Annotated in this window: 27 protein-coding genes, 1 tRNA gene and 1 pseudogene; 17 read left to right on the forward strand and 12 right to left on the reverse strand. The window is 64.0% G+C overall.

Going from position 1 to position 24,489, the window contains the following annotated elements:
• The first annotated feature begins 70 nt into the window (after window positions 1–70).
• Window positions 71–955 carry an MBL fold metallo-hydrolase gene (locus CIT39_RS31300; RefSeq protein ID WP_094976454.1) on the forward strand — a complete coding sequence of 295 codons (885 nt, stop codon included), beginning with the start codon at window positions 71–73 and terminating at the stop codon, window positions 953–955.
• A 40-nt stretch (window positions 956–995) separates the two neighbouring features.
• Here CIT39_RS31300 and CIT39_RS31305 read toward each other — a convergent pair whose 3' ends face one another.
• Complete coding sequence (locus CIT39_RS31305) at window positions 996–2,309, reverse strand: ATP-binding protein (protein ID WP_094976453.1); 1,314 nt, start codon at window positions 2,307–2,309, stop codon at window positions 996–998.
• Window positions 2,306–2,968: a response regulator gene (locus CIT39_RS31310; RefSeq protein ID WP_094977045.1), complete on the reverse strand. Its 663-nt coding sequence runs from the start codon at window positions 2,966–2,968 to the stop codon at window positions 2,306–2,308. The genes CIT39_RS31305 and CIT39_RS31310 overlap by 4 nt, the downstream gene beginning before the upstream one ends.
• Before the next feature lie 103 nt (window positions 2,969–3,071).
• On the opposite strand from CIT39_RS31310, the gene dsbD reads away from it, so the two are divergent.
• From dsbD to CIT39_RS31325, 3 genes are all read left to right on the forward strand, one after another.
• Window positions 3,072–4,898, forward strand: coding sequence for a protein-disulfide reductase DsbD (gene dsbD, locus CIT39_RS31315; RefSeq protein WP_094976452.1), 1,827 nt, complete (start codon window positions 3,072–3,074; stop codon window positions 4,896–4,898).
• Window positions 4,899–4,938: 40 nt separating this feature from the next.
• Window positions 4,939–5,574: a DsbA family protein gene (locus CIT39_RS31320; protein WP_162308943.1), complete on the forward strand. Its 636-nt coding sequence runs from the start codon at window positions 4,939–4,941 to the stop codon at window positions 5,572–5,574.
• An 86-nt stretch (window positions 5,575–5,660) separates the two neighbouring features.
• Window positions 5,661–6,356 (forward strand): L,D-transpeptidase, encoded by a 696-nt coding sequence (locus CIT39_RS31325; protein ID WP_094976450.1) that lies wholly within the window; start codon window positions 5,661–5,663, stop codon window positions 6,354–6,356.
• Window positions 6,357–6,474: 118 nt separating this feature from the next.
• On the opposite strand, the gene CIT39_RS31330 is transcribed toward CIT39_RS31325, so the two are convergent.
• A complete protein-coding gene (locus tag CIT39_RS31330; RefSeq protein WP_094976449.1) occupies window positions 6,475–6,858 on the reverse strand; it encodes a DUF302 domain-containing protein in 384 nt (127 codons plus the stop codon).
• A gap of 31 nt (window positions 6,859–6,889) precedes the next feature.
• On the reverse strand, window positions 6,890–7,348 hold the full coding sequence (locus CIT39_RS31335) for a YgaP family membrane protein (protein WP_094977044.1): 459 nt from the start codon (window positions 7,346–7,348) through the stop codon (window positions 6,890–6,892).
• A gap of 214 nt (window positions 7,349–7,562) precedes the next feature.
• Here CIT39_RS31335 and CIT39_RS31340 point away from each other — a divergent pair, with 214 nt between their 5' ends.
• Entirely contained in the window at window positions 7,563–7,805 is a 243-nt protein-coding gene (locus CIT39_RS31340; protein ID WP_109853921.1) for a hypothetical protein, read from the forward strand.
• Window positions 7,806–7,839: 34 nt separating this feature from the next.
• Here the strand turns inward: CIT39_RS31340 and CIT39_RS31345 are convergent, their stop codons facing one another.
• Window positions 7,840–8,391, reverse strand: a complete 552-nt coding sequence (locus CIT39_RS31345) for a YeeE/YedE thiosulfate transporter family protein (protein ID WP_094976447.1) — start codon at window positions 8,389–8,391, stop codon at window positions 7,840–7,842.
• 10 nt (window positions 8,392–8,401) lie between these two features.
• Window positions 8,402–8,953 carry a YeeE/YedE thiosulfate transporter family protein gene (locus CIT39_RS31350; protein WP_094976446.1) on the reverse strand — a complete coding sequence of 184 codons (552 nt, stop codon included), beginning with the start codon at window positions 8,951–8,953 and terminating at the stop codon, window positions 8,402–8,404.
• A 213-nt stretch (window positions 8,954–9,166) separates the two neighbouring features.
• On the opposite strand from CIT39_RS31350, the pseudogene CIT39_RS31355 reads away from it, so the two are divergent.
• Window positions 9,167–9,643 (forward strand): annotated as a pseudogene (locus tag CIT39_RS31355) (L,D-transpeptidase); the annotation flags it as partial.
• A gap of 61 nt (window positions 9,644–9,704) precedes the next feature.
• Here the strand turns inward: CIT39_RS31355 and CIT39_RS31360 are convergent.
• Both CIT39_RS31360 and CIT39_RS31365 read right to left on the reverse strand, forming a co-directional pair.
• On the reverse strand, window positions 9,705–10,748 hold the full coding sequence (locus CIT39_RS31360) for a zinc-binding dehydrogenase (RefSeq protein WP_094976444.1): 1,044 nt from the start codon (window positions 10,746–10,748) through the stop codon (window positions 9,705–9,707).
• A 13-nt stretch (window positions 10,749–10,761) separates the two neighbouring features.
• Entirely contained in the window at window positions 10,762–11,427 is a 666-nt protein-coding gene (locus tag CIT39_RS31365; RefSeq protein ID WP_094976443.1) for a class I SAM-dependent methyltransferase, read from the reverse strand.
• Between the two features lie 293 nt (window positions 11,428–11,720).
• Here CIT39_RS31365 and CIT39_RS31370 point away from each other — a divergent pair, with 293 nt between their 5' ends.
• Both CIT39_RS31370 and CIT39_RS31375 read left to right on the forward strand, forming a co-directional pair.
• The gene (locus tag CIT39_RS31370; protein WP_094976442.1) at window positions 11,721–12,098 is read left to right on the forward strand and encodes a BA14K family protein; all 378 of its coding nucleotides are present in this window, start codon (window positions 11,721–11,723) and stop codon (window positions 12,096–12,098) included.
• Between the two features lie 231 nt (window positions 12,099–12,329).
• Entirely contained in the window at window positions 12,330–13,121 is a 792-nt protein-coding gene (locus tag CIT39_RS31375; RefSeq protein ID WP_094976441.1) for a phytanoyl-CoA dioxygenase family protein, read from the forward strand.
• 98 nt (window positions 13,122–13,219) lie between these two features.
• Here CIT39_RS31375 and CIT39_RS31380 read toward each other — a convergent pair whose 3' ends face one another.
• From CIT39_RS31380 to CIT39_RS31395, 4 genes are all read right to left on the reverse strand, one after another.
• Complete coding sequence (locus CIT39_RS31380) at window positions 13,220–14,122, reverse strand: hypothetical protein (protein WP_094976440.1); 903 nt, start codon at window positions 14,120–14,122, stop codon at window positions 13,220–13,222.
• 118 nt (window positions 14,123–14,240) lie between these two features.
• A complete protein-coding gene (gene queD, locus CIT39_RS31385) occupies window positions 14,241–14,597 on the reverse strand; it encodes a 6-carboxytetrahydropterin synthase QueD (protein WP_094976439.1) in 357 nt (118 codons plus the stop codon).
• Window positions 14,598–14,680: 83 nt separating this feature from the next.
• Window positions 14,681–14,757, reverse strand: a tRNA-Arg gene (locus CIT39_RS31390).
• A gap of 250 nt (window positions 14,758–15,007) precedes the next feature.
• The gene (locus CIT39_RS31395) at window positions 15,008–16,507 is read right to left on the reverse strand and encodes a sensor histidine kinase (protein WP_094976438.1); all 1,500 of its coding nucleotides are present in this window, start codon (window positions 16,505–16,507) and stop codon (window positions 15,008–15,010) included.
• Window positions 16,508–16,873: 366 nt separating this feature from the next.
• Between CIT39_RS31395 and rpmH the strand changes: the two genes are divergently transcribed.
• The 9 genes from rpmH to dapD all read left to right on the forward strand — a co-directional run bounded on the left by rpmH (window position 16,874) and on the right by dapD (window position 24,315).
• Window positions 16,874–17,008 (forward strand): 50S ribosomal protein L34, encoded by a 135-nt coding sequence (gene rpmH / locus CIT39_RS31400; protein WP_008542748.1) that lies wholly within the window; start codon window positions 16,874–16,876, stop codon window positions 17,006–17,008.
• A 28-nt stretch (window positions 17,009–17,036) separates the two neighbouring features.
• Complete coding sequence (gene rnpA / locus CIT39_RS31405) at window positions 17,037–17,432, forward strand: ribonuclease P protein component (protein ID WP_094976437.1); 396 nt, start codon at window positions 17,037–17,039, stop codon at window positions 17,430–17,432.
• A gap of 16 nt (window positions 17,433–17,448) precedes the next feature.
• A complete protein-coding gene (gene yidC, locus CIT39_RS31410; RefSeq protein WP_162308778.1) occupies window positions 17,449–19,296 on the forward strand; it encodes a membrane protein insertase YidC in 1,848 nt (615 codons plus the stop codon).
• A 136-nt stretch (window positions 19,297–19,432) separates the two neighbouring features.
• Window positions 19,433–20,086, forward strand: coding sequence for a ribosome biogenesis GTP-binding protein YihA/YsxC (yihA, locus tag CIT39_RS31415; RefSeq protein WP_094976435.1), 654 nt, complete (start codon window positions 19,433–19,435; stop codon window positions 20,084–20,086).
• A complete protein-coding gene (locus CIT39_RS31420) occupies window positions 20,086–20,457 on the forward strand; it encodes a DUF423 domain-containing protein (RefSeq protein WP_162308779.1) in 372 nt (123 codons plus the stop codon). Before yihA ends, CIT39_RS31420 begins: the two co-directional genes overlap by 1 nt.
• An 80-nt stretch (window positions 20,458–20,537) precedes the next feature.
• Complete coding sequence (gene argB / locus CIT39_RS31425) at window positions 20,538–21,425, forward strand: acetylglutamate kinase (protein WP_094976433.1); 888 nt, start codon at window positions 20,538–20,540, stop codon at window positions 21,423–21,425.
• A gap of 161 nt (window positions 21,426–21,586) precedes the next feature.
• Window positions 21,587–22,573 (forward strand): DUF1036 domain-containing protein, encoded by a 987-nt coding sequence (locus CIT39_RS31430; RefSeq protein ID WP_094976432.1) that lies wholly within the window; start codon window positions 21,587–21,589, stop codon window positions 22,571–22,573.
• A 13-nt stretch (window positions 22,574–22,586) separates the two neighbouring features.
• Entirely contained in the window at window positions 22,587–23,282 is a 696-nt protein-coding gene (locus CIT39_RS31435; protein ID WP_094976431.1) for a pyrimidine 5'-nucleotidase, read from the forward strand.
• 187 nt (window positions 23,283–23,469) lie between these two features.
• Window positions 23,470–24,315: a 2,3,4,5-tetrahydropyridine-2,6-dicarboxylate N-succinyltransferase gene (gene dapD / locus CIT39_RS31440; RefSeq protein ID WP_094976430.1), complete on the forward strand. Its 846-nt coding sequence runs from the start codon at window positions 23,470–23,472 to the stop codon at window positions 24,313–24,315.
• Window positions 24,316–24,489: the final 174 nt, after the last annotated feature.

Raw genomic sequence — 24,489 nt, forward strand, 5'->3', positions numbered from 1 at the left:
ATTGCTTATTTAGCTAATGCTAATATATCCGTCAAGACCGACCAGACGCTGACATCAGGAGGTTCCAGACATGTCACGACCCGTCATCCGATCATTCTTCGACGAGCCAACCAACACAGTGAGCTACCTGGTCGCCGATCCCGCAAGCAAAAAGGCCGCCATCATCGACCCGGTGCTCGACTACGACCACAGTTCGGGCGAGGCGGATACGCGATCCGTCGAAGCGATGCTGAAGGCTGCGGAAGATGCCGACAACACCATCGAATGGGTGCTGGAGACGCACGCGCATGCCGACCATCTCTCGGGCGCGCCGTTCATCAAGGCAAAGACTGGCGCGAAGATCGGCATCGGGGAGCACATCAAGGACGTCCAACGCATCTTCCGGCCGATCTTCAACGCCACCGACTTGAAGACCGACGGCAGCGATTTCGATCATCTGTTCCGCGACGGCGAGCGGTTCAAGGTCGGCGAACTCGAGGTCGAGGTTCTCTATACGCCGGGGCACACGCCGGCAGACATCTCATACAAGATCGAGGATGCGGTGTTCGTCGGCGACACCTTGTTCATGCCCGACTACGGCACCGCGCGCGCCGACTTCCCCGGCGGCGATGCTCACAAGCTTTACCGTTCGATCAAGCGGCTGCTGGCGCTGTCGCCGGAAACACGGCTGTTCATGTGTCACGACTACAAGGCCCCCGGCCGAGATACGTTCGCGTGGGAAACCACGGTACGCGAGCAGCGCGAGAACAACGTCCACGCCAAAGACGGCGTATCGGAAGACGAATTCGTGGCCATGCGTCAGGCGCGCGACACGAAACTGTCGGCACCGAAGCTGCTGCTGCCTTCCATTCAGGTCAACATCCGCGCCGGCAAATTCCCGCCGGCCGAAGCCAACGGGGTGCGCTATCTCACGATCCCCGTGAAACTCAAGGGCGGCGCGCAGACCTGCGTGTAGGGCCCCAGACGATCGTTCATGCCGCGGCACCGGTCGCTGATCAGACGTCGAACGTCAGCTCCGACCGGGTGCCGCTGCCACCTTCGCGGTTCGATATGGTGAGTTTCGCTCCGACCTTTGCGAGCGCGAGCTTGACGATGGCAAGGCCCAGCCCGCTTCCGATCGGGCTCCTCAGTCTACCCCGGAAGAAGCGTTTTCCGATTTGATCGAGTTCGTCGGCGGGGATACCCGGCCCTTCGTCCTCGATGGCGATGGCATTGCCCCGGGCCATCCAGACGACCTGTCCCTCGCTAGTGTACTGCATCGCGTTTTCGTGCAGGTTCCGCAGCGCGAGCTGAAGGCAGTCGGCGTTCGTAGTCAGCACCATGGCCCGGACGCTGGCGTCGATCGTCACCGTCGTCCGTTCGTGCCTTGGAGTGGCGGCGACGATCTCCTCGAGGATCGGACCGACCGCGACCGGCGCCAACGGTGCATCGACCGTTTCGGAGTCCAGCCTTGCGATCGTCAGCAGTTGGCGCACCAGGCGCGAGCTCCTGTCGACGGCTCTCACGATCTGTTCGAGCGCCCCCCGCACGACCTTCGGGTCGTCGGCGGCCAAAGCCACCTGGGCCTGCGTCTTCAGTCCTGCCAGCGGCGTGCGCAGTTCGTGCGCCGCGAAGGCGGTCACTTCGCGTTCATGCCGACGCGCGGCTTCCACTCTGCTGAGAAGCCCGTTCAGGGCGACCGCGAGCGGCCTGACCTCGGTCGGAGCACGTTCGGTTTCGACGTGCCGCATGTCGTCCGGCTCGCGCGCGCCGAGGTCCTGGGCCATCTGCCGCAAGGGACGAAGACCCTGCCCCACGCTGGCCCAGATCGCAGCGCCGAGCAGCGGCGCGATCAGCAGCGCGGGCCACATCAGCCCCTTGATCAGGTCGGTCACCAGCCGCTCCCGCAGCCCAACACGGTCCCCCACCATCACGCGGAGATTGTGATCGGCGTCCTCAACCGAGAACACGCGCCAGGGTTCGCCGTCGATGATCCGGTCCGAGAACCCTGAGGCGGCGGGTGAGAGCTGCTGATCGGGTGCGCCGCTCGATTTCGCGAGCATACGGCCATCGAGAGACCAGATCTGGCATGACAGTTGACGTTCGTAGCTACCGAGGGGCTGCAGCGCGCCCGATGTCGAGGCTCCGGGAAGAGCATCGAAGCCGGATGCCAGAGAGGCCACCATGCGCGCGGCCTCCTGCAGGCGCGTGTCGAGAACATGCTCCACTTCGTCCCTGGTTCCGACGTAGATCCAGACGACCGCCGCCAACCAGACGATCCCGGTCGCTGCGAGCAGCGTCGCGAACAATCTCAGTCTTAGGGACCTCATCGGCCCGTTCCCATCCGATAGCCTACGCCGCGCAGCGTCTGGATCGCGTCTTTGCCGATCTTGTTGCGGAGATTATGGATGTGAACCTCGATCGCGTTGCTTTCGACGTCCTCTTGCCATCCATAGAGGCGCTCCTCAAGTTCGGCGCGCGAACGGACCTGCTCCGGACGCTCCATCAGAGCCGCCAGGATCGCGAACTCGCGACGCGACAGGTTGATCGGCTCGCCTGCGACGGTCACCGAGAGATCAGCCGGCGAGAGCACAATGGCGCCGTGGGTCATGACCGGAGCCGCACGACCGCCTTCCCGGCGGACAATGGCGCGCAGGCGCGCTGCCAGTTCATCGAGATCGAATGGTTTCACCAGATAGTCGTCGGCCCCAGAATCGAGTCCCGAAATCTTGTCGCCGACGCTGTCCCGCGCGGTGAGGAGCAGGACGGGCGTTGCGTCCCGCCGACCCCGGAGCCTGCGCAGCAGATCCAGACCGCTTCCATCCGGCAGCATGATGTCGAGCACGACCGCGGAGTAGCGCGACGCCGCGAGCGCGTGGTCGGCGTCCTCGCAAGTTTCAACCGCGTCGACCGTCGCACCCGTCAATGACAGACCCGCTCGCAGACCGTCGGCCAGGATCGGATCGTCTTCGACCACAAGTATGCGCATCAGCACCTCCGAGGTTCCTCTCGGTCGCCAGCCTTAAGGCTGGCTTAAGGTAGCCTATCCAAGCCGCGGCATCCGCTCACAAAACGCAGGGCCACCGCCGAACATGCCGGGCTTTCAGCGACTATCGATCTTATTGTTCATTCTCATGTTACCGCTCGCGCAGGCGGGGGCGGGAACGCCGCCTTCCGCCGACGAGGCGTTCCAATTGAAGGTTTCGCGCGACGACGCGGGGCTGTCGCTCACTTGGGCGATAGGGCCAGGCAGCTATCTCTACCGCGCGATGATCGTCGCCAAGAACGCGATGCCCCCCGGGACCCCTGTCGCAGTCCAAACGACCCAGGGAGAACCGAAGGAATATCCCGATTTCGGGCCGCAGGAGATCTATCGGAATTCCGCGAAAGCCCAGATCACATCTGCCGATCTGCGAGGGCTGCGCGAGATCGCAGTGACTTATCAGGGCTGTGCGGAGCAATACCAAATCTGCTACCCGCCCGTCGCCAAGACGATCGACCTGCAGACGCTGGCAATCAAGGATCGAGACGAAAACGGCGCGGCCTTATCCCGATCCTCGTCAGAATTCGTGGACGCGCCGGACGTCGCGGGCGCCTCGGACGATAGCCTTTCGACGAACGCCGCGCCAACCCCTGACCGGGACACCTCCTCCTGGGTGACGCTCGGCGGCATGCTGGTCTCGTTCTTCGGCTTCGGCGTTCTGTTGTCGTTCTCACCCTGCACTTTCCCGCTGGTGCCGATCTTCTTCGGCCTGATGGCGCGATCGCAGGAACATCTTTCGTTCGGTCGCGGTCTCGTTCTCGCGGCAGCGTTCGTCGGCGCGTCGGCCTCGGCCTATGCGGCACTGGGCGCGTTCGCGGCCTGGTCCGGATCCGGAGAGAACCTGCAGATCCTGCTGCAGACGCCGATCGCGCTCGGCGCAATGAGCGCCGTTCTCGTCATCCTGTCGCTATCCATGTTCGGCCTGTTCGAGATCCAGCTGCCGACCTCCTTCGTCGAGCGGATATCGGGCGCGGCATCCGACGGAAGTCGCGGGCCGTTGGCCGCCGCCGCCGTTCTCGGATTTGGGGCGGCGCTGATCGCCGGCCCCTGCGTGACACCTCCGCTCGCCACCGCTCTGCTGTACGTCGCGCGGACCGGCGATGTCGTGCGTGGCATGGCTGCGCTTTTCGTGTTCGGCGTCGGCATGGGAATGCCGCTTCTCGTCTTCGGGGCGCTGGGCCCACGTTTCCTGCCGAAGCCTGGCCCCTGGCTCGTCCGCGTCAGGCATGCCTTCGGGTTCTTCCTGCTGGCCGTCGCGATCTCGATCTTCTCTCGCGTTCTGTCGCAGCAGACTACGCTGCAGCTCTGGGGCGGGCTCGCGACCGGCGTCTCCGTCTATTTCGGAACCCAATTCCTGATGGTGCAAGGCCGATGGCGCTTTGCTTCCATGGGCCTGGCGAGCATCGCGCTCCTCATCGGTTCGGCCCTGATGATCGGATCGGCAGGCGACGACAGCCTCGACGCGACCCGCATTCTGGATCGGTTCGTGACCCGCCAGACCGCATCCGAACCCCCAGTCCGAACGATTCGATCGGTCGCCGCACTGCACGACGAACTCGCCGCTGCCCGCACGGACGGAAAGCCCCTCTTGCTCGATTTTTCCGCCGAGTGGTGTGTCGAATGCAGGGTCATGGATGCCGTCCTGCGCACGCCTGAAGTACGTGCGCAGCTGCAAGATTTCAGAATGGTTCGTGCTGACGTGACCGTCGTCAACGAGGCGAGCCGAGCCCTTATGAAGCGCTTCGACATCGTCGGGCCGCCAACGATCCTGCTGTTCGGCACACATGGAAATGTCGATCCCGCGGTCAAGATCATCGGTGCCGTCGATGCCGACGCCCTGCTCGGAAAACTGACGGCGGCCACCTCGGCCGACTGACCTCAACTCCCGGAATAAGGAAGACAACATGCTTCAGCATATCTCCAGGCGCACGCTCGCCCAGATGTTCGCCGTCGCGGGCATCCGCTACATGGTCGGCCCAGCGCACGCCGACGACGCTCCCACCAAGGCGGACATATCTCGCGAAGCCATTCTTTACGACCCGGCCGCGCCCATTGCGGGCAATCCGAAGGGCGATCTGACGATCGTGGTCTTCTTCGATTACAACTGTCCCTTCTGCAAAAAGGCGGAGCCCGAACTCGAGCGGCTGGTGAAGACCGACGGCAAGATTCGCCTCGTCTACAAGGATTGGCCGATCCTCACGCCGGATTCCATCAAGGGTGCGCAGTGGGCGCTGGCCGCGAAGTACCAGAACCGCTACGACGCCGCGCATCTCGCGATGATGGGAATTCCCGGGCCGAAGATACCCGCCGAGCGGATGCGGGAAGCGATTGCAAAGTCTGGGGTCGATATGGATCGTCTGGATGCCGATTTTCAGGCCCACGGCAACGACATCACCAAGCTCCTGCGGCGCAACCTGGCCCAAGCCGACTCGCTGGGGCTGATGGGCACGCCCGCCTACATCGTCGGTCAGTACCGCGTGACGCAGGCCCTGAACTACGAAGGTTTCAAGCGCGTCGCTGCCGACGCGCGCGCCCGCGCAGCACAGAAGTGAGAAACGGAGCCGCTCTTAAGCCCGGCTTAAGCTGCGGATCGAGACTGGCCCCACCCGCGCCGACAGGCCGTACCGAGGGAATGAACATGACGCTTCGAAAGCAATGGGCCGTCTGTGCCGCGGCTCTGCTTCTGCCGGCGGCGCTGGCAGGCTGCGTTTCCGACTCGGACATCATGCCCAAGGCCGCGGCCGCGACTTATGCCCCGACGTCCGAGCCACGATATGGCGCGGTCTCAGATGGCGCCTACACCGTTGCGGCTGTTCCCGCGGGCGACCTGAAGGCCCGCTACATGCGTCAACTCGTCGACGATCCGACCGGGCAGCCCGCCGGGACCGTTGTCGTGGATCCGAAGAACCGCTTCCTCTATCTGGTGCAGGAAGGCGGCAAGGCGCTGCGCTACGGCGTAGGCGTCGGCAGGGCTGGCATGGTTTGGTCGGGCACCGCCAATGTCGCGATGAAGCGCGAATGGCCGCGTTGGACGCCCACGAAGGATATGATCGGCCGCGAGCCGGACAAGTACGTCAAGTGGGCCCGAGGCATGGAGGGCGGAACGCAGAATCCGCTCGGCGCGCGTGCTCTTTATCTGTTCAAGGACGGCAAGGACACTCTGTACAGGATTCACGGCACCAACGAGCCATGGTCGATCGGCCAGGCGATGTCCTCCGGCTGCATTCGCATGATGAACCAGGACGTCATTGACCTGTACCGCCGCGTGCCCTCCGGAGCCAAGGTCGTGGTGCTCCCGGCGAGCGGCGTGGAGACCGCCGCGTCCGACGGATGATTCTCCGATGCGGACCGTTGACCAACAGAGGACATGGGCCGCGGCTGTATCGTGCGTGGCAAGGCCTTAGCGAGGCCGGAGGCGTCGAACCAAAGCGACGCCAACAACGGCGGAGGCCTTAGATCGCTTCGATCACCGCCTTCAACTCGTCGCGGACCTTTTCCGCGATGCTCGCCAGGGACGCGTTCTGAATGGCCTGCATCGAGGCGACGGGGTCAACTGCCGCGACCTCCGTTCCGCCATCGACCTCCTGGACGACCACGTTGCAGGGAAGCATGGTCCCGATCTTGTCCTCGGCCTTCTGCGCCTCGTGGGCCATCTTCGGGTTGCAGGCACCAAGTATCACATAGGGGCGGAAGTCGGCGCCGATCTTTTCCTTCAACGTCGACTGCACGTCGATCTTGGTCAAAACGCCGAAGCCCCGGGCCTTGAGCGCGGCTATAGTTCGCTCGACGGCCTCCGAAAAAGGAGCGTCTAGCTTCTTCGCGAAGTAGTAGGACATCCCGAACTCCTCTACTGAGTGGGCGGCAGAGCTACGCGGGTAAGGGTGCGTCCGCGGTGCCGACGGAAGCCCGAAGGGCGGCATCCGCGCTTTCGGCCTTCTGTCCGAAATCACCTCGCAGCGCCATCAGGGCTCGGCGTTCCTCCTCGATTTCATATGAAGTTCGGAAGCCCAATTTCCTCAAAACTGGAACCGGAGGGCACCATCCTTGGATGGCGTGCTGGAACAGAAAGCTGGTGACGAGCGCCGGCAGGACCAGCCAGCGCCGATTGTTGGTCGCGGCAAGCGCGACGCCGGCGAAGGCGATCACTGCGGCATTCGCCTCGATTGCTCTTTCGATGTCCCCCTCTCTATCGATTTCCTGCAATCGCCCGGCGATTTCTTGGCGGTGCTCGGCGAAGCAGGCGACATTGGCCCGCATTTCTCGGTTGATACGACGATTGTCGCTCTCAGCAGAGTGGAGAGGTACCCGGTTTCGCGTCGTCGTCATGATTTGCTCCACACGCTGGCGACGACTACGCCGGCTGATCCAATTCGTTCCTAGCTTCGAATAGTAAGACTGTCTGTCCGATGCGCGTAAGTCTGACTGGAGCGGATCTAACTGAAGGTGGGAGCCCTCACCCTTTCCAAGATTTCACAAGAGCTCCGCTGCTTGAAGCATCCCGTTCGAGCGGGAAGCCACGGATGCGACTGCGCTCATGCCCATGTCCGCCTATGACATCGCCTATTTATCTTCTGAGCTGGTCGAATTCGGCGAGGGTGCCGCAGGTGCTCTCGGCGGAAACTTCGATCCTTCTGCCGCGGCTTGGTCGCAGCATCACGCAATGCTCGCGACCGAGAGCGTGGCGGCTGTCAGGCTCGATAGCGAGATCACGTCGTATTGGGTCGGCGAGTCGAGCGGCTGCTTTCGCCCGTGCACCGACTGTCTTGCGCCTCGCAGCCGATAAGCGTTGTTTCGCCCGGACCAACAGGCGAGGCGGCCTAGCTCCGCTTCCGCCTGGCCTCCGTGGACTCGACCCACCAGAAGAACAGCCCGGCACCGACGGCAAGCGCAGCGAACCAAGCGATATCAGGAACGCCCGTCACATCCGGAAGACGGACCTTGCCCAGCGTCCAGACGTTCAGCACGTGAGCCTTCAGCCAGTCGAAACTCAGCGCGTAGAGGATGGCGCCTGCGATCATGCCGAACGCACCGACCAAAGCATGGACGCTGCCTGCAGCGATGGCACCTAGCGCCGTTCCGGGGCAGTAGCCGTACACCGCCATACCTACGCCAAACAGGGCGGCGCCAAGGGCGACCGCCAGCATGTTGGCGTCCTTCACATAGTATTTCGTGTTGCCGGTGTCGACGAGGAGCAGCACGCCAATGCCGCCGACGACGATCGCGGTGCCCATCACTTTCAGCACGGTGAAGTCGCGCAAGCGAAACTGGTTCTCGATCACATTGCAGCTCGTGACCTTGCCGCGCTGCAACAGGAAACCAAAGACTGCGCCCATCAGCAGCGGGCCAAGGATCGTCATTATCGCGGTCATGGCATCCCCCTCAGTTTCTGCGGAACATGAGCGCGGAAATGCCGAGCCCGGTTGCAAACATCACGGCCAGGAACAGCCAACTAGATACCGCCAGCTGCAGACCGCCGGAAATGCCATGTCCGCTCGTGCAGCCGCCAGCGAGCCGAGCTCCGTACATGATCACCACGCCGCCGAGGAACGCGGCGACAAATCGTTTCGTGACCGACGGCCCGAACCGCTCCCTCCAGACCTCGGGCACAAGCTCGAGCCGCCACGTTCCCGAAATCACGGCCGAGATGAACGCGCCGAACGGAATGCCGAGGAGAAACCAGACGCCATAGTCCCACTTCAGCGGCATGCTCTTCCAATAGGCGTTCTGTGCAACCGCCTCGGGCCCAATCACCGGTAAGGCGAATAACGAGGCGATACGTGAATAGGCAGTGGTGACGCCGAGCGGATCCCCGAACACCGCGAAGGCGATCCAGCTCAGGAGCCCGATCCCGGCGCCGATAAGATAGGGCGACCAGTCGACCCGCGCGGCGCGCGGAGCTTCGCGAACGTAGCTTTCCGTGATGGTGGTCATGTGCGTTTCCCCGTCAGCAGGACGGCCGCATACTCCCGGAACGATCGGCCGTAGGCAAAGAACATATTCAATAATTGCAATTTAGCAAGTTCTAAAGTAATGCGTCAGGCACCCGACGCTGCGGAACGCGGCCGCCGTGATTGCAGCATCCCACCGCGGTCGATGAGCAGGTCGGTAAGCCCTGCTCCCACCCAAATGCCGCCGAGCACGAGCTACGGCGTAGGCGTCGGCAGGGCTGGCATGGCCTGGTCGGGCACCGCCAATGTCGCGATGAAGCGCGAATGGCCGCGTTGGACGCCCACGAAGGACATGATCGGCCACGAGCCGGACAAGTACGTCAAGTGGGCCCGAGGCATGGAGGGCGGCACGCAGAATCCGCTCGGCGCGCGTGCTCTTTATCTGTTCAAGGACGGCAAGGACACTCTGTACAGGATTCACGGCACCAACGAGCCATGGTCGATCGGCCAGGCGATGTCCTCCGGCTGCATTCGCATGATGAACCAGGACGTCATTGACCTGTACCGCCGCGTGCCCTCCGGAGCCAAGGTCGTGGTGCTCCCGGCGAGCGGCGTGGAGACGCCGCGTCCGACGGATGATTTTCAAACGCGGGTGGAAGGCCTCCGAGCCTACGGGATACGTTATAACAAGAGAGTATATCAGCGATCCGACCTCTCGCTACGGGAGAGGTGAAGACCGGGCGCGCATCGATACAGACGCCTGCCGTTGAAGCCTTGCATCCTCGACGCCGCGCTCAGCTGATGTTCAGCAGGATCCGGCCCGAGGTGCCGCTGCGCATCAGGTCGAGCGCGTCGTTGACGTCGTCGAGCGCGAACTCGTGGGTCACGATTCCGCGGTAGCTCACCTTGCCGGCATCGCTCAGTCGCACGAGGCGCGGAATGTCGCGCGCCGGCTGGCATTGGCCGCCTTCCGAGCCCTTCAGCACCTTCTCGAAATGGAGCGGCAGCGTGTAGATCTCGGCCTTCTCGCGGGGAACGCCGACGAGGATGCAGCGGCCTTTCCTTGCGGTGATCTCGTAGGCGAGCTCGATCAGATTCTTGACGCCGGTGGTCTCGACGACCTTGTCGGGTCCCTCAACGCCGGTGATGGCGCGAACCTCCGCGGCCACATCCTTGACCGCTTCGGAGTTGATGGTGTGAGTGGCGCCGAAATCCTTCGCCATCGCCAGCTTGTTGTCGAGACGATCGATCGCGATGACGGGATAGGCGCCGACCATCGCGGCGAATTGCACGATGTTCAACCCGACGCCGCCGACGCCGAACACGACGACGGCTTCGCCGATGGCGATCTGCGCGTCGTTGTTGACGACGCCGAGCGCGGTCGTCACCGCGCAGCCGAGCAGCGGCGCGCTGGTGCGGTCGATCGTGGCGGGAACGGGCGTGACACGGTTCTCCGACACCACGGCATATTCATTGAAGGTGGTGACCCAACCGGCATTGAGGCGCTTGCCGCGCCAGGAATAGGCCGGCGTGTTGGACTGGATGCCCTTGCCCGGCCGCCAATGCATGACGACGGTGTCGCCCTGCTTGCAGGAGACGACACCGGGACCGGTTTCCACGATCGTGGCCAGCGCTTCGTGCCCGAGAAGGTGGGGCAGGAACTTGTCGACGCCTTTGACGGCGTCGATCTCGTTGATCTGCGCGCCGCAGATGCTGGAGGTGTGCACATGCGCGAGCACCTGGCCATGCTCGAGCGTATCCGGCAAGGTGAACTCGTCGACGATCAGCGGCTTGCCCGATTCGACGAGAATGGCCGCCTTGGCAGTCTTGATGTCCATGAGGCGCGCCCGGTCACTCGAAATAGATGAATTCGTAATCGCCGGTGTAGCCGAGCTTGCCGTAGAGCCAGATCCACTCCGACGTGTGCAGGATGGATTCCGCGGTCAGCGCCCAGCATTCGAGGTTGTGCAACTCGGCGACGGTCCGATAGCCCTCGACCATGACGTATTTGTTCTTGCCGACCCGCTCGATCTCCTTGAGCGCCGCTTCGAGCTCGTAGAGCCTGAGATTGTGCAGGGTGCCGAGCGAGATGACGAGATCGAAACTGTCGTCGCCATAGGGGTAGATGTCCTGGGCGCGATAGTTGAAGAGATAGGGTCGCACCTGCTCATGCGAATTGGCAAGGCCGTGCCTGGAGATATCGAAGCCTGTGACCTTCAGGCCCGGCAGGATCTTCTGCATCTCATACAGCAGGAAACCCTTGCCGCAGCCGACGTCGAGCACGCTGGAGCCGTCCTTCAGGCCATAGGTCTCGATCAGCGCCTTGGCGACCGGCGCCCAGCGTCCCTCGATGAAGCGGTAGCCGCCATAGCCGAAGCGGCGGTCGCCGTCCCAATAATCGGCCTCGTATTCCCGCGCCTTCAGCGAGCAGCCGATCTTGTCGTCGTTCATGCGCCCCATGTAGTCGCGCTTGGTCGCCGTATGCAGCGGCGTCACGATATTCAGCAGTCGTCCCATTCGGCCCTCGGATTCCAACGCGCGTTGCGATTGTCGCGACCAGCCGGGAGCCGTGAATCGCGACTTGCGAATCCTTCTAGCATTGGTGGTTGGGGTCATCATTGTTTCAGATCAACGATGGGGAACCCCGACGGTCATTCCGAGCAGTGGCGTCGGCCCCGGCGAAGCCAGCCGATCGACATCCTTACGAACATTTCATTTTCTGCGACGCTGTGACGCTCGCCATGAATCGAAGGGAACGGAGCGGGCGGCCAGCCGTTGCTCCTTCATCCCCAACAGCATGGAGCCCCGATATGACAATGCGCAGAACGTTCGTCGCCCTGGCGGCCGCCGGAGCGATGCTCTCGACGGCTGTTTCACCCGTACTCGCGGCGCCGCTGCCAATCGCAAATCCCGGCCCGGACCAAGGCCTGCAGCAGGTGCAGTACCGGCATGGCTACGGACACGGGCCTCGACATGGACATGGCTATTACGGGCACCGTCACGGCCACGGTGGCACCGGTGCAGCCGTACTCGGCGGCCTCGCGGCCGGCGCCATCATCGGCGGCGCGATCGCCAACAGCCAGGCGCAATCCAACGCCGCCTCCTATTGCGCGCAGCGCTTTCGGTCCTACGATCCGGGCTCAGGGACGTATCTGGGCAATGACGGCCTGCGTCACGCCTGCCCGTGACGAACACATGAGCGTGCGGCAGCCTCCTCGGATCGCGAGAGCTGCCCACGCTCGGCCTGCGGAAAACAGCGAGCGTGTCTTGATTCCGGGCTCCGCCGCGATATACGGTTCCCAACATGATGTTCACGTCCACATTTTTCCCGCTGATCTGAACGGCTGACGTCGTTTCCGGCGCATCCAATCAGATCAACCGGCTGCGCTCGATGCGGCAGCTGAACGGAGAAATGTGCAATGCCCAAGACCGAACAGGTCGGCCTGACGCCCCGTCAGGTCCAGAACTTCATCGACGACGGTTTCGTTAAAATCGAGAATGCCTTCCGCACCCAGCTTGCGAAACAATGCAGGGACGAGTTGTGGGCGGATATTGGTCTGTCGCCAGACCAACCCGAACACTGGACTCAACCCGTTGTCAGGGTAGGGTCCAAGGTTTCGCCCCCTTTCATTGAAGCCGCGAACGCGCCAGCCCTGCACAAGGCCTACGATCAACTCGTCGGCGAAGGGCGCTGGCTCGCGCCGAAAGGCCTCGGAACCTTTCCGATCCGCTTCCCGTCAACGGAACCCCCCGGTGATGATGGCTGGCATGTGGACATGAGCTTTGGCATCGCCAATCCGGATTTCATGGAGTGGCGCGTCAATGTGAAGAGCAGTGGACGTGCATTGCTGATGCTCTTCCTGTTCTCGGATGTCGGGGGCGACGATGCGCCCACGCGGATCCGGAAAGGCTCGCATGCCACCATCGCGCGGGAGCTGCTGCCCTATGGCGATGCCGGTGCAACGCTCCGGCAGCTCTCGGCCGAGGGCTACGCCTCGACGATGGATTGCGAGACGACACTGGCGACCGGTGCGGCAGGCAGCGTTTATCTGTGCCATCCGTTCCTCGTTCATGCCGCGCAACCCCACCGAGGGAAACGGCCGCGCTTCATGGCACAGCCTCCGCTGCTGCCGAAGGACGAGTTTGATCCGGGGTTGCCCCCTTCGCCGGTTCAGATCGCGATCCGGCGGGCTTGCGGGCTGACATTCTAATCGGACGATATCCGGGACCGCTGGGCGGTCCCGGATATTGCCGATTTCGCCAGGCCTATTGCACCTCGATGTCGGCGTCCTCCCGGCGATGGGCGCCGTCACAGCTTCCGATACACCCGCGCGGCGACCGCCTTCAGGCGCTCGACCGAGCCGGACTCCGGATGCGGCTTGACCGGCGCGAACAGGATCGAGGCCTGCTTGCCGTTCTTCCAGACATAGATGTTGGCGGCGTTGCCGTTGCCCTTGGTGCAGGAATACTCGCCGAAGGCTTCACTGCCGAGTTCGGGGATCGCCACGTGCTTGCAGGGACCTGCGCGCTTCATCATGCCGATGGCGGTGTCGCGCGAGGTCGCGATCACCGCGACGGTCATGGTGTTGGCCTCGCGATCGAACATCATGCAACTGCCCGCGCCGGTCCGCTGCACCGTCAGCGTGCTCGCGTCGAGAAAGCCGTCGGCATCCGCGGCCGTGAGCCACTCGCAACTGCCGAACCGCTCGCTGCTCCTGCTCACATTGGCGATGGCCACGCGCGCCGCTTCGGTGACCGGCCCGAGCAGCGCATCGTCGGCGCGCCGGCCGACCGGATAGACGGTGAGTTGCAGGATGTAGTCGCCCGACAAGGTGACGACCACGGCCTCCTGGCGCTCCGCGCCTGCTGCGGTCGTACCGCCCTGGCCTTCGTCGCCGATCCCCGCGACCGCGTTGAGCGCCATGCGCTCACCAAGCGTCTTGACGAAGGTCGCGTACAATTCCCTGGCGCGGTCCTTGTCGGGATTGCGGAACACCGACAGCATCATCGTGTCGCCGCGTCCGGCCTGATAGATGCACCCGCGGCCGTCCTGATTTGAAATCAGCGACCATTTGAGCGCCGGCATCGCAGCGGCAAGCTCCTTCGCGCTGATGAACGGGCAGGCTTCGGCCGCGCGCGCGGGAAGCACCGGGACGGCTGCGATTGCAAGGATCAGAGCGAGGCAGGAGAACAGACGGTCGATCGTGCGCATGGGAGAGACATACTACGAAAAATGGCACGCCCGGAACGACTCGCGCATGCGCGCTCCGATCCGTCGTCTGATGCCAGGCCAGCCTGGCAAGGTGAGGCCCTATCAGCAGCGGCCATCGTCACTGCCCGTTATATTCGGCCCAGCAATCCGCCGTTTCGTAGACGCGGACCGCCGAGACCTGCGGAAGATCCGGCTTCAACCGGTCCCAGATCCAGATCGCGATATTCTCGGCGGTCGGGTTCTCGAGGCCTTTGACCTCGTTGAGGCAGTGATGGTCCAGCGCGGCCAGGATGTCGGCAAAGCATTTTTCGATGTCGAAGAAATCAGCGACGAAGCCGGTGTGCGGATCGACCGGCCCGTCCAGCTGAACCTCGACCCGGTAGGAATGACCATGCAGCCGGCGGCATCGATGGGTCTCGGGCACATTGGGCAGCCGGTGCGCCGCCTCGAACTTGAACGCCTGCGATATTCTCATTCAGATCCTCACACGACGTGGCCACCCGGTCTCGGGCCGCCTGGCGACCGGATGCTGCTGTGTCATGACCTTTCGTCGAAGAATGGCGCGCCCGGAACGATTCGAACGTCCGACCCTCAGATTCGTAGTCTGATGCTCTATCCAGCTGAGCTACGGGCGCGTTTTTCGCGAACAGTGCGGGCCTAAGCCCGCAGGCAGCCTCCGGACAGCGCCGGAGGGGTGCGAAAGAGCGCTCTGACTAACCGCTCTTGCCGCGGTTGGCAAGGTCCGGGATGGGGAGATTTTGCGGGGAGATGGCGGTTTCCGTTATCTTCCGGGGCGATGCGGAGCATCGAACCCGGAATCTCGCGCCAAACCTCAGGATTCCGGGTTCGGCGCGCTGCGCCGCCCCGGAATGACGGCGATCAGCGTTACGCCCTCTGCCGCTCGTTGCGGACGGAGAGCAGTTCCACGGGCCGGTCGGGGATGGTGATGCGGAAGGTGGCGCCGATAGTGCCTTCGACCAAGTGGATGTCGCCGCCATGGGCGCGAACCAGCTCGGCGGCAATCGCGAGGCCAAGGCCGCTGCCGCCGGGGCGGCCGGAGGTCTGGAACGCCTCGAACAGATGGTCGCGGGTCTTCGGGGGGACGCCGGGGCCGGTGTCGGATACCTCGAGAATTGCGACCGCGCCCTCGCGTTTTCCCGTGATCCGGATCTGCTGCACCCCGCCCTCGCCGGAGGCGTGACTTTCCAGCGCCTGGGCGGCGTTGCGGACGAGGTTGAGCAGCACCCGGAACAGCTGATCGGGATCGGCATCGACCGCGAGCCCGCGATCGATCGCGGCGACCCAGGCGATCGAGGCATCGCTGGCGAGGCCCGCCGTCTCGCGCACTTCCAGCACCACAGGCTCGATCAGGATCATGCGCCGGTCCGGCGCGGCTTCCTGGGCACGGCCGTAGGACAGCGTCGACTGGCAGAACGCGATGGCGCGCTCGAGCGAGCGTACCAGCTTCGGCGCAAAGCGCTGCACCCGCGGATCGGGCACGCTGGCGAGCTGATCCGACAGCAGCTGGGCCGAGGCCAGCAGATTGCGCAGATCGTGGTTGATCTTGGACACGGCGAGGCCGAGGGCGGCGAGCCGGCTCTTCTGATGCAGCATCGACATCAAATCGCGCTGCATGTCCGACAATTCCCGCTCGGCCACCCCGATTTCGTCGCTGCGCTGACTCGGCACGATGATCCGCGCCGAGCTTTCGGGGTTTTCGTGGAAGCCGACCAGGCTCGCGGTCAGCCGCCGCATCGGGCGCACGAAGAGATAATGAAGCGCGAGATAGACGAGGCCCGCGGTCAGCGCCGCGATGATCAGCGCGACCACCACGACGTTGCGCGAGAACCGGTACATCTGCTGCCGCAGCGGCAGCTCGTCGGTGACGATCTCCATGAACTGGGCATTGCCGACGCCGGGCCCGACGATGCGGATGGCCTGGTTGCCGGTCTCCAGCATCATCCGGAACGAGCCGGTGATCGCCTCCCACGCCGTCATGTCGCGCAGGTCGATGTCGTGCTCGATGGCTGCCGGCAAATTGTCGCTGGCGAGCAATCGGCGCTGCTGGCCCATCTTGATGGCGACCGCGCGGGCATTGATGCTCTTCAGGATTTGGCGCGACAGCGAATCGGGAACCATGCCGAGCGGCGCCGCATCGAGCACCAGCGCCGCCGTGTTGGCGGCGGCGACGCGGTCATTCAGCCGGTTGACCCAGAAGTTGGCGATGGCCGGCACATAAAGCAGGCTGGCCGCGATCATCACCAGGGGAATGGTGAGCAGCAGCAGCTTGCCAGACAGCCCAAGCCCGCGCGTCCCGCGACAGCGCATCGCCGGCTGGTCCTGCTGATCCTGATCCTGGATCGGCTGGAGGTCTGTCGCTGCCACGAAATACGCCCTCGCTGCCTCTGGCGGGTGAAGGATTGGCGGGTATGAAGATGCGGCCCGACCCCGGTCCGGTCAAATTACGGATCGCTAATCCACCAATGTGGGATGTAGGCGCTGATATGGCGAATCGCCACCTCAAGGGTTAAAAACCCCGCACAAACAGCGATATTCACCGGAATCGCGCGCTTGTGCGGCGTTGACGAAAACAAGGCGCTCGCTTATAAGCCGGCCAAATTGTCCGCAGATGACCCGGTGTGATGCCGGGAGCGGCTCTCTTGGGGCCGAAAATGGCCCGTTTGGGGCCGCATCTTCCGGGCTTTACCTTCAATTCTACAGGCAAATTGCCCGGTCAGCGGAGAAAAACCCGTGAAGCGGACTTATCAACCCAGCAAACTGGTGCGCAAGCGCCGTCACGGTTTCCGTGCTCGTCTCGCCACTGCCGGCGGTCGCAAGGTTCTCGCCGCCCGCCGCGCCCGCGGCCGCAAGCGTCTGAGCGCCTGAGCCGGACCCCCTTTCCCGGGATTTCATCATGGATCGGCTGAGGCAGCGGGCGGATTTCCTCGCCGTTGCCAATGGCGCGCGGGTGAACAGTCCCGCGTTCGTCCTGCAAAGCCGCCCTCGTGACGACGGCGGTCCGATCCGGATCGGCTTCACCGTTACCAAAAAGAACGGCAACGCCCCCGTGCGCAATCGAATCCGGCGCCGGCTTCGCGAACTGGTGAAGCGGCTCGATCCGGTGTCGATGCAGCCCCATCATGATTATGTCCTGGTCGGCCGAAGGGACGCGCTCTCGCGCGACTTCGCCACCATGCTCGACGATCTGCGCATAGCGTTCACGAAGCCCGCGCGGCATACGCACAAGGGACGCGGCCCAAGACGCGTAGGGCCCGGCCCCGTCCCGCCTGCCAGCCGCAAACCAGATTGATGACGAGACAACAGTGATGACCGACAATCGCAATACCATCCTCGCCGTCATTCTGTCGGGCCTCGTCCTGATCGCCTGGCAGTATTTCTACAACGTGCCGGCGATGGAGAAGCAGCGCGCCCAGCAGCAGACGCAGGCTGAGCTCCAGAAGACCACGCCGCAGCCGACCGCATCCGCAACGCCGGGTACCACGCCGGCCGGCGGCGCCGCGCAGCCGTCGACCCCGGGCGTGAACCAGCAGGCCCAGCCGGTCGTCGCCCGCGAAACCGCGATTGCCGCCAGCCCGCGCGTGAAGATCGACACGCCGCGCATCGTCGGCAGCCTCTCGCTGAAGGGCGGCCGCATCGACGACATCGCGCTGGTGCAATTCCGCGAAACGGTCGACCCGAAATCGCCGCCGATCATCCTCTATTCGCCCTCCGGTACCGCGGAGCCCTATTACGCCGAGTTCGGCTGGGTGGCGGCGACGGGTGTGACCGCGAAGATGCCCGATGCCCAGACCGTCTGGCAGCAGGACGGCAGCGGAAGCCTGACGCCGACGACGCCGGTGGTCCTGAAATGGGAAAACGGCGATGGCCTGACCTTCCGCCGCACCATCGCCGTCGACGATCATTATCTCTTCACCATCAAGGACGAGGTGAGTAATGTCGGCAATGCGCCGGTTACACTCTATCCGTTCGCGCTGATCTCGCGCCATGGAGCGCCGCAGGTCTCGGGCTATTACATCCTGCATGAAGGCCTGATCGGCTATCTCGGCGATCACGGCCTGCAGGAATATGCCTACAAGAAGATCGACGAAGCCAAGAAGGTGGACTTCAAGGCCACCAACGGCTGGCTCGGCATCACCGACAAGTATTGGGCCTCGGCGCTGCTGCCCGACACCAATGCCCCGCTTCAGGCGCGCTTCTCCTCGAACCCGGTCGGCAACGTCCACACCTACCAGACCGACTATCTGCTCGACCCCGTCACCGTCGCGATCGGCGGCACTGCGACCGCGAACGCGCGGCTGTTCGCCGGCGCCAAGGAAGCCGGCGTGGTCGGCGTGTTCCCGTTCGCCGGCCTCGGCGGCTACAACAAGGAGCTGGGGCTGAACCATTTCGATCTCTTGATCGACTGGGGCTGGTTCTACTTCATCACCAAGCCGATGTTCCTCGGCCTCGACTTCTTCTTCCGCTTCTTCGGCAATTTCGGCATCTCGATCCTGCTCGTGACCGTGATCGTGAAGCTGCTGTTCTTCCCGCTGGCGAACAAGTCCTACGCTTCGATGGCGAAGATGAAGTCGGTCCAGCCGCAGCTTGCGGCGCTGAAAGAGCGCTACCCCGACGACAAGGTGAAGCAGCAGCAGGAGATGATGGAGATCTACCGCAAGGAGAAGATCAATCCGGTCGCCGGTTGTCTTCCCGTCGTGATCCAGATCCCGGTGTTCTTCTCGCTCTACAAGGTGCTGTTCGTCACCATCGAGATGCGGCACGCGCCCTTCTTCGGCTGGATCAAGGACCTCTCCGCGCCGGATCCGACCAATCTGTTCACTTTGTTCGGGCTGATCCCGTTCGATCCGACCACGCTGCCCGTGTTCGGCCATTACCTCGCACTCGGCATCTGGCCGATCATCATGGGCATCACGATGTGGTTCCAGATGAAGCTGAACCCGACGCCGCCGGATCCGACCCAGCAGCTGATCTTCAACTGGATGCCGCTGATCTTCACCTTCATGCTGGCGGGCTTCCCGGCGGGCCTCGTGATCTACTGGGCCTGGAACAACACGCTCTCGGTGCTCCAGCAGAGCTACATCATGCGCCGCAACGGCGTGAAGGTGGAGCTGTTCGACAATCTCAAGGCGACGTTCGCGCGCAAGGCGACGTAGCGATACTTCGACCCTCATCCTGAGGAGCGGCCGCAAGGCCGCGTCTCGAAGGATGGCCACGGGCACCGGGGCCTTCATGGTTCGAGACGGCGCTTACGCGCCTCCTCACCATGAGGGATCAACAGAAAGCCTTCGCATGACCGACGACAACGATGCGAAGCTGATCGAAGCCGGGCGAAAACTTTTCACCCGTGACTGGCAGTTCATCTGGGCCTCGCCTTCGATCCAGACGCTGCCGCCGATGGCGGGGCTGGAGGTCGCCTTTGCCGGGCGCTCCAATGTCGGCAAGTCCAGCCTGATCAACGCGCTGACGGGGCGCAACGCGCTGGCGCGCACCTCGCATACGCCGGGCCGCACCCAGGAGCTGATCTTCTTCGAGGTCCCCGGCAAGACCGATTTGCGGCTCGTCGACATGCCCGGCTATGGCTACGCCAAGGCGCCGAAGAGCCAGGTCGCGTCCTGGACCGAGCTGATCCACAAATTCCTGCTGGGGCGCGCCTCGCTCGCGCGCGTCTACGTGCTGATCGACGCGCGTCATGGGCTCAAGGACGTCGACCTCGAGGTCTTGAAGACGCTCGACCGCTCCGCTGTCAGCTACCAGATCGTGCTGACCAAGGCCGACCAGGTGAAGGCCTCCGAGCTGCAATCGCGCATCGCCGAGACCGAGGCGGCACTGGCCAAACATCCGGCTGCGTTCCCGAACGTGCTCGCGACCTCGTCACGCAGCTCGACCGGCATGGAGAGCCTGCGCGCCGCGATGGCGAAGCTGCTGGAAGAGCGGGCCTCGTGATGATGGCGCAGCGCCTGCTGATCGGGCTTGCCGGCTTGATGGGCGCCGCCGGCGTCGCGCTGGCCGCCGCCTCCGCTCACGGCGCCGACGCGAGCCGGCTGGCCTCCGCCAGCGCGATGCTGCTGTTTCACGCGACTGCCATACTTGCCGTCACGGCGCTGCTCGCGCGCGGCCTTCTGCACGGCGGAATTGGCCTCATCGGCGCATTCGGCTTCGCGATCGGCGCCGCGCTGTTCGCGGGCGACCTCACCTTGCGGCAATATGCCGGGCACTCGCTGTTTCCGATGGCGGCACCGACCGGCGGGACGGTGATGATTGCAGGCTGGTTGGCGGTGAGTGTGGCGGCGCTGGCGGCAAAGCGCAGCTCGTAGCCCGACAGTCACACTTTGCGCTGTCCCCGCCAATCGGATAGAACGCAGGCCGCTCCAGTCCCGCCAGCGAGATCCGCGACATGACCGACATCTCCCCGCTCGACCAGGCCCGCATCCTGTCCGAAGCGCTGCCGCACATGCAACAGTATGACGAGGAAACCATCGTCATCAAATATGGCGGCCACGCCATGGGCGACGAGGAGACCGCGAAGAATTTTGCCCGCGACATCGTGCTTTTGGAGCAGACTGCGATCAATCCGGTGGTGGTGCATGGCGGCGGGCCGCAGATCGCGACCATGCTCAAGCGCCTCGGCATTCAATCGGAGTTCGCGGCAGGCCTGCGCATCACCGACGCCGCGACCATCGAGATCGTCGAGATGGTGCTCGCCGGCTCCGTCAACAAGCAGATCGTCGGCTACATCAACGAGGCCGGCGGCAAGGCCGTGGGCCTGTCGGGCAAGGACGCCAACATGGTGAAGGCGTCGAAGACGACGCGCACCATCATCGATCCCGGCTCGAACATCGAGAAGGCGATCGATCTCGGCTTCGTCGGCGACCCCGAGAAGGTCGACCTCACGCTGCTCAACCAGCTGATCGGCTACGAGCTGATCCCGGTGCTGGCGCCGCTCGCGACCTCGAAGGAGGGCCAGACGCTGAACGTCAATGCCGACACTTTTGCGGGTGCGGTTGCCGGCGCGTTGAAGGCCAAGCGCCTGTTGCTGCTCACCGACGTGCCCGGCGTGCTCGACAAGTCGAAGAAGCTGATCCCGCAGCTCTCGGTGAAGGACGCGCGCAAGCTGATCGCCGACGGCACCATTTCCGGCGGCATGATCCCGAAGGTCGAGACCTGCATCTATGCGCTGGAGCAGGGCGTCGAAGGCGTCGTCATCATCGACGGCAAGATGCAGCATGCCGTGCTGCTCGAGCTGTTCACCAACACCGGCACGGGAACGCTGATCCACAAGTGATGGGCGAACGCGAGAAACGGAAGATGGTCGTCATGCCCGGGCCTGACCCGGGCATTTACGCTTCTCCGTACATGCGGTTGCACGTGGATGGCCGGGACAAGCCCGGCCATGACGAGCCGAGAGTTCGGCCACGTCGTCGCTCCACCCTCACCCGCTTCCTGATGACGCTGCCGGCCGCGGCCGTCTCGTTCGTCTTCTCCTCGGTGCCCGCCTTCGCTGATCTGAAGATCTGCAACCGGATGTCCTATGTCGTCGAGGCCGCGATCGGCATCGACGACAAGGCGGCGACCGCGACGCGGGGCTGGTTCAGGGTCGATCCCGCCACCTGCCGCGTGGTGGTGCAGGGCACGCTGACCGCCGACCGCATCCTGCTCAACGCCCGTGCGCTCGGCGTCTATGGCGCCTCCCCGATTCCACAGAGCGGCAGCGACATGCTGTGCGTGGCGCAGGACAATTTCGTCATCGCCGCGGCCCGGCAATGCCGCAGCGGCCAGACCCAGGCCGCCTTTACGCAAGTGACGCCTGCGCAGGGCGCCGACGGCAACCTGATTGCCTATCTCGCCGAGGATTCCGAATATGACGACGAGCAGGCCCGCCTCGCCGGCATCCAGCGGCTCCTGGTGATCGCGGGCTACGATGCTGCGCCGATCGACGGCGTCGACGGGCCGAAGACGCAAGCCGCCCTGGCCGCGTTCCTGAAGAGCCGCGGCTTGTCCGCGGACATCGTGGGCTCGCCGAATTTCTTCAAGACCATGGTCGATGCGGTGCAGACGCCGTCCGCGACCGGCCTCACCTGGTGCAACGACACACCGCACAAGGTGATGGCGGCGATCGCGACCGACGACGGCAAGTCCGTGACCAGCCGCGGCTGGTATCGCATCGATCCCAAGACGTGCCTGCACCCTGATGTCACCGGCCAGCCGAAGCAGATCTTCAGCTTCGCGGAGGCCGTCGACGCCGACAACCGCGCCGTCAAGCTGAAGGACCGGCCGTTGAACTGGGGCGGTGACAGGCAGCTCTGCACGCGCGAGACCAAGTTCGAGACCACCGAGCAGACCGATTGCGGCGCGCGCGGATTCGCGGCGACCGGCTTTGGCGCGGTGGATATGTCGAGCGGCGGCAAGACGCTGCGCTTCGCCGTGCCGTGAAGGAAGATTTGCGATGAGCCAACCCCGCACCTTTGCCCATGTCGACACCTGGGTGTTCGACCTCGACAACACGCTGTATCCGCATCACGTCAATCTGTGGCAGCAGGTCGATGTGCGGATCACCGAGTTCGTGTCGAGCTGGCTGCAGGTGACGCCGGTGGAAGCGCGAAGACTCCAGAAGGAATATTACCAGCGCTTCGGCACCACCATGCGCGGCATGATGACCCTGCATGGCGTGTCCGCCGACGACTATCTCGCCTACGTCCACAAGATCGACCATTCGCCGCTGGAGCCGAATCCGGCGCTCGGCGAAGCCATCGCAAGATTGTCGGGGCGCAAGCTGATCCTGACCAACGGCTCGGTGGACCATGTCGATGCAGTGCTGGCGCGGCTCGGCCTTGCAACGCATTTCGACGGCGTGTTCGACATCATTGCCGCGCAATTCGAGCCGAAGCCGGCGGCGCAGACGTATCAAAAATTTCTCGCCGACCACGCGGTCGATCCGACACGCGCCGCCATGTTCGAGGATCTCGCCCGCAACCTCACCGTCCCGCACCAGCTCGGCATGACCACGGTGCTGGTGGTGCCGGATGGGACCAAAGAGGTCGTGCGGGAAGATTGGGAACTGGAGGGCCGGGACGCCGCCCATGTCGATCACGTCACGGATGATCTGACGGGGTTTTTGGGCAGGTTGTCGCCTCCCAGGTAGCCGTCATACCCCGCGAAAGCGGGGTATCCAGTAATCACTCCTGTCTCGATTCATCACGACCGCTGCGGCGTACTGGATCACCCGCTTTCGCGGGTGATGACAGCGAACCTAGCTTGACTCTCCCCCGCCAAATCCCGAAAAAGCCTCCAATCCGCGACAAGTCCTGCCTTCCCCAGAGGAAATCCCGATGTCCCTTGCAGCCCTCGAATCCACCATCAACAACGCCTTCGACGCGCGCGACGGCGTTTCGACCTCGACCAAGGGCGAGGTGCGCGAGGCCGTGGACCAGGCGCTGGAGATTCTGGACAAGGGCGAGGCACGTGTCGCCGAGCGCGAAGCCAGCGGCAAGTGGAAGGTCAATCAATGGCTGAAGAAGGCCGTGCTGCTGTCGTTCCGCCTCAACGACATGGGCGCCATTCCCGGCGGCCCCGGCAAGGCGACCTGGTGGGACAAGGTGCCCTCGAAGTTCGACGGCTGGGGCGAGAACCGCTTTCGCGACGCCGGTTTCCGCGCCGTTCCCGGCTCCATCGTGCGCCGCTCGGCCTTCATCGCCCGCAACGTCGTGCTGATGCCGTCCTTCGTCAATCTCGGCGCCTATGTCGATGAAAGCACCATGATCGACACCTGGTCGACGGTCGGCTCCTGCGCGCAGATCGGCAAGCGCGTGCACATCTCCGGCGGAGTCGGTATCGGCGGCGTGCTCGAGCCGCTGCAGGCCGAGCCCGTGATCATCGAGGATGACTGCTTCATCGGCGCCCGCTCGGAAGTTGCCGAAGGCGTGATCGTGCGCAAGGGCGCGGTGCTGGCGATGGGCGTGTTCCTGGGCGCCTCGACCAAGATCGTCGACCGCGAGACCGGCGAGATCTTCATCGGCGAAGTGCCTGAATATTCGGTGGTGGTGCCCGGCGCGCTGCCCGGCAAGCCGATGAAGAATGGCCAGATCGGCCCGAGCACCGCCTGCGCCGTGATCGTCAAGCGCGTCGACGAGCGCACGCGCTCCAAGACCAGCATCAACGAGCTGCTGCGGGATTGAGTCCGGTCCACAAAACGTAATCCGTCACCCTGAGGTGGCCACCTCTTCGGCGGCCCTCGAAGGGCGACGGCCCGGCTGGCTGCGATATCCCCGCCGCTCATCCTTCCAGGCTCCCGGCGCGATGCTTTGCATCGTGCCACTCGCGCCTCCAGCGACGACGGCTTCGCCGCTACG

The organism is Bradyrhizobium symbiodeficiens, from assembly GCF_002266465.3.
GTDB lineage: Bacteria > Pseudomonadota > Alphaproteobacteria > Rhizobiales > Xanthobacteraceae > Bradyrhizobium > Bradyrhizobium symbiodeficiens.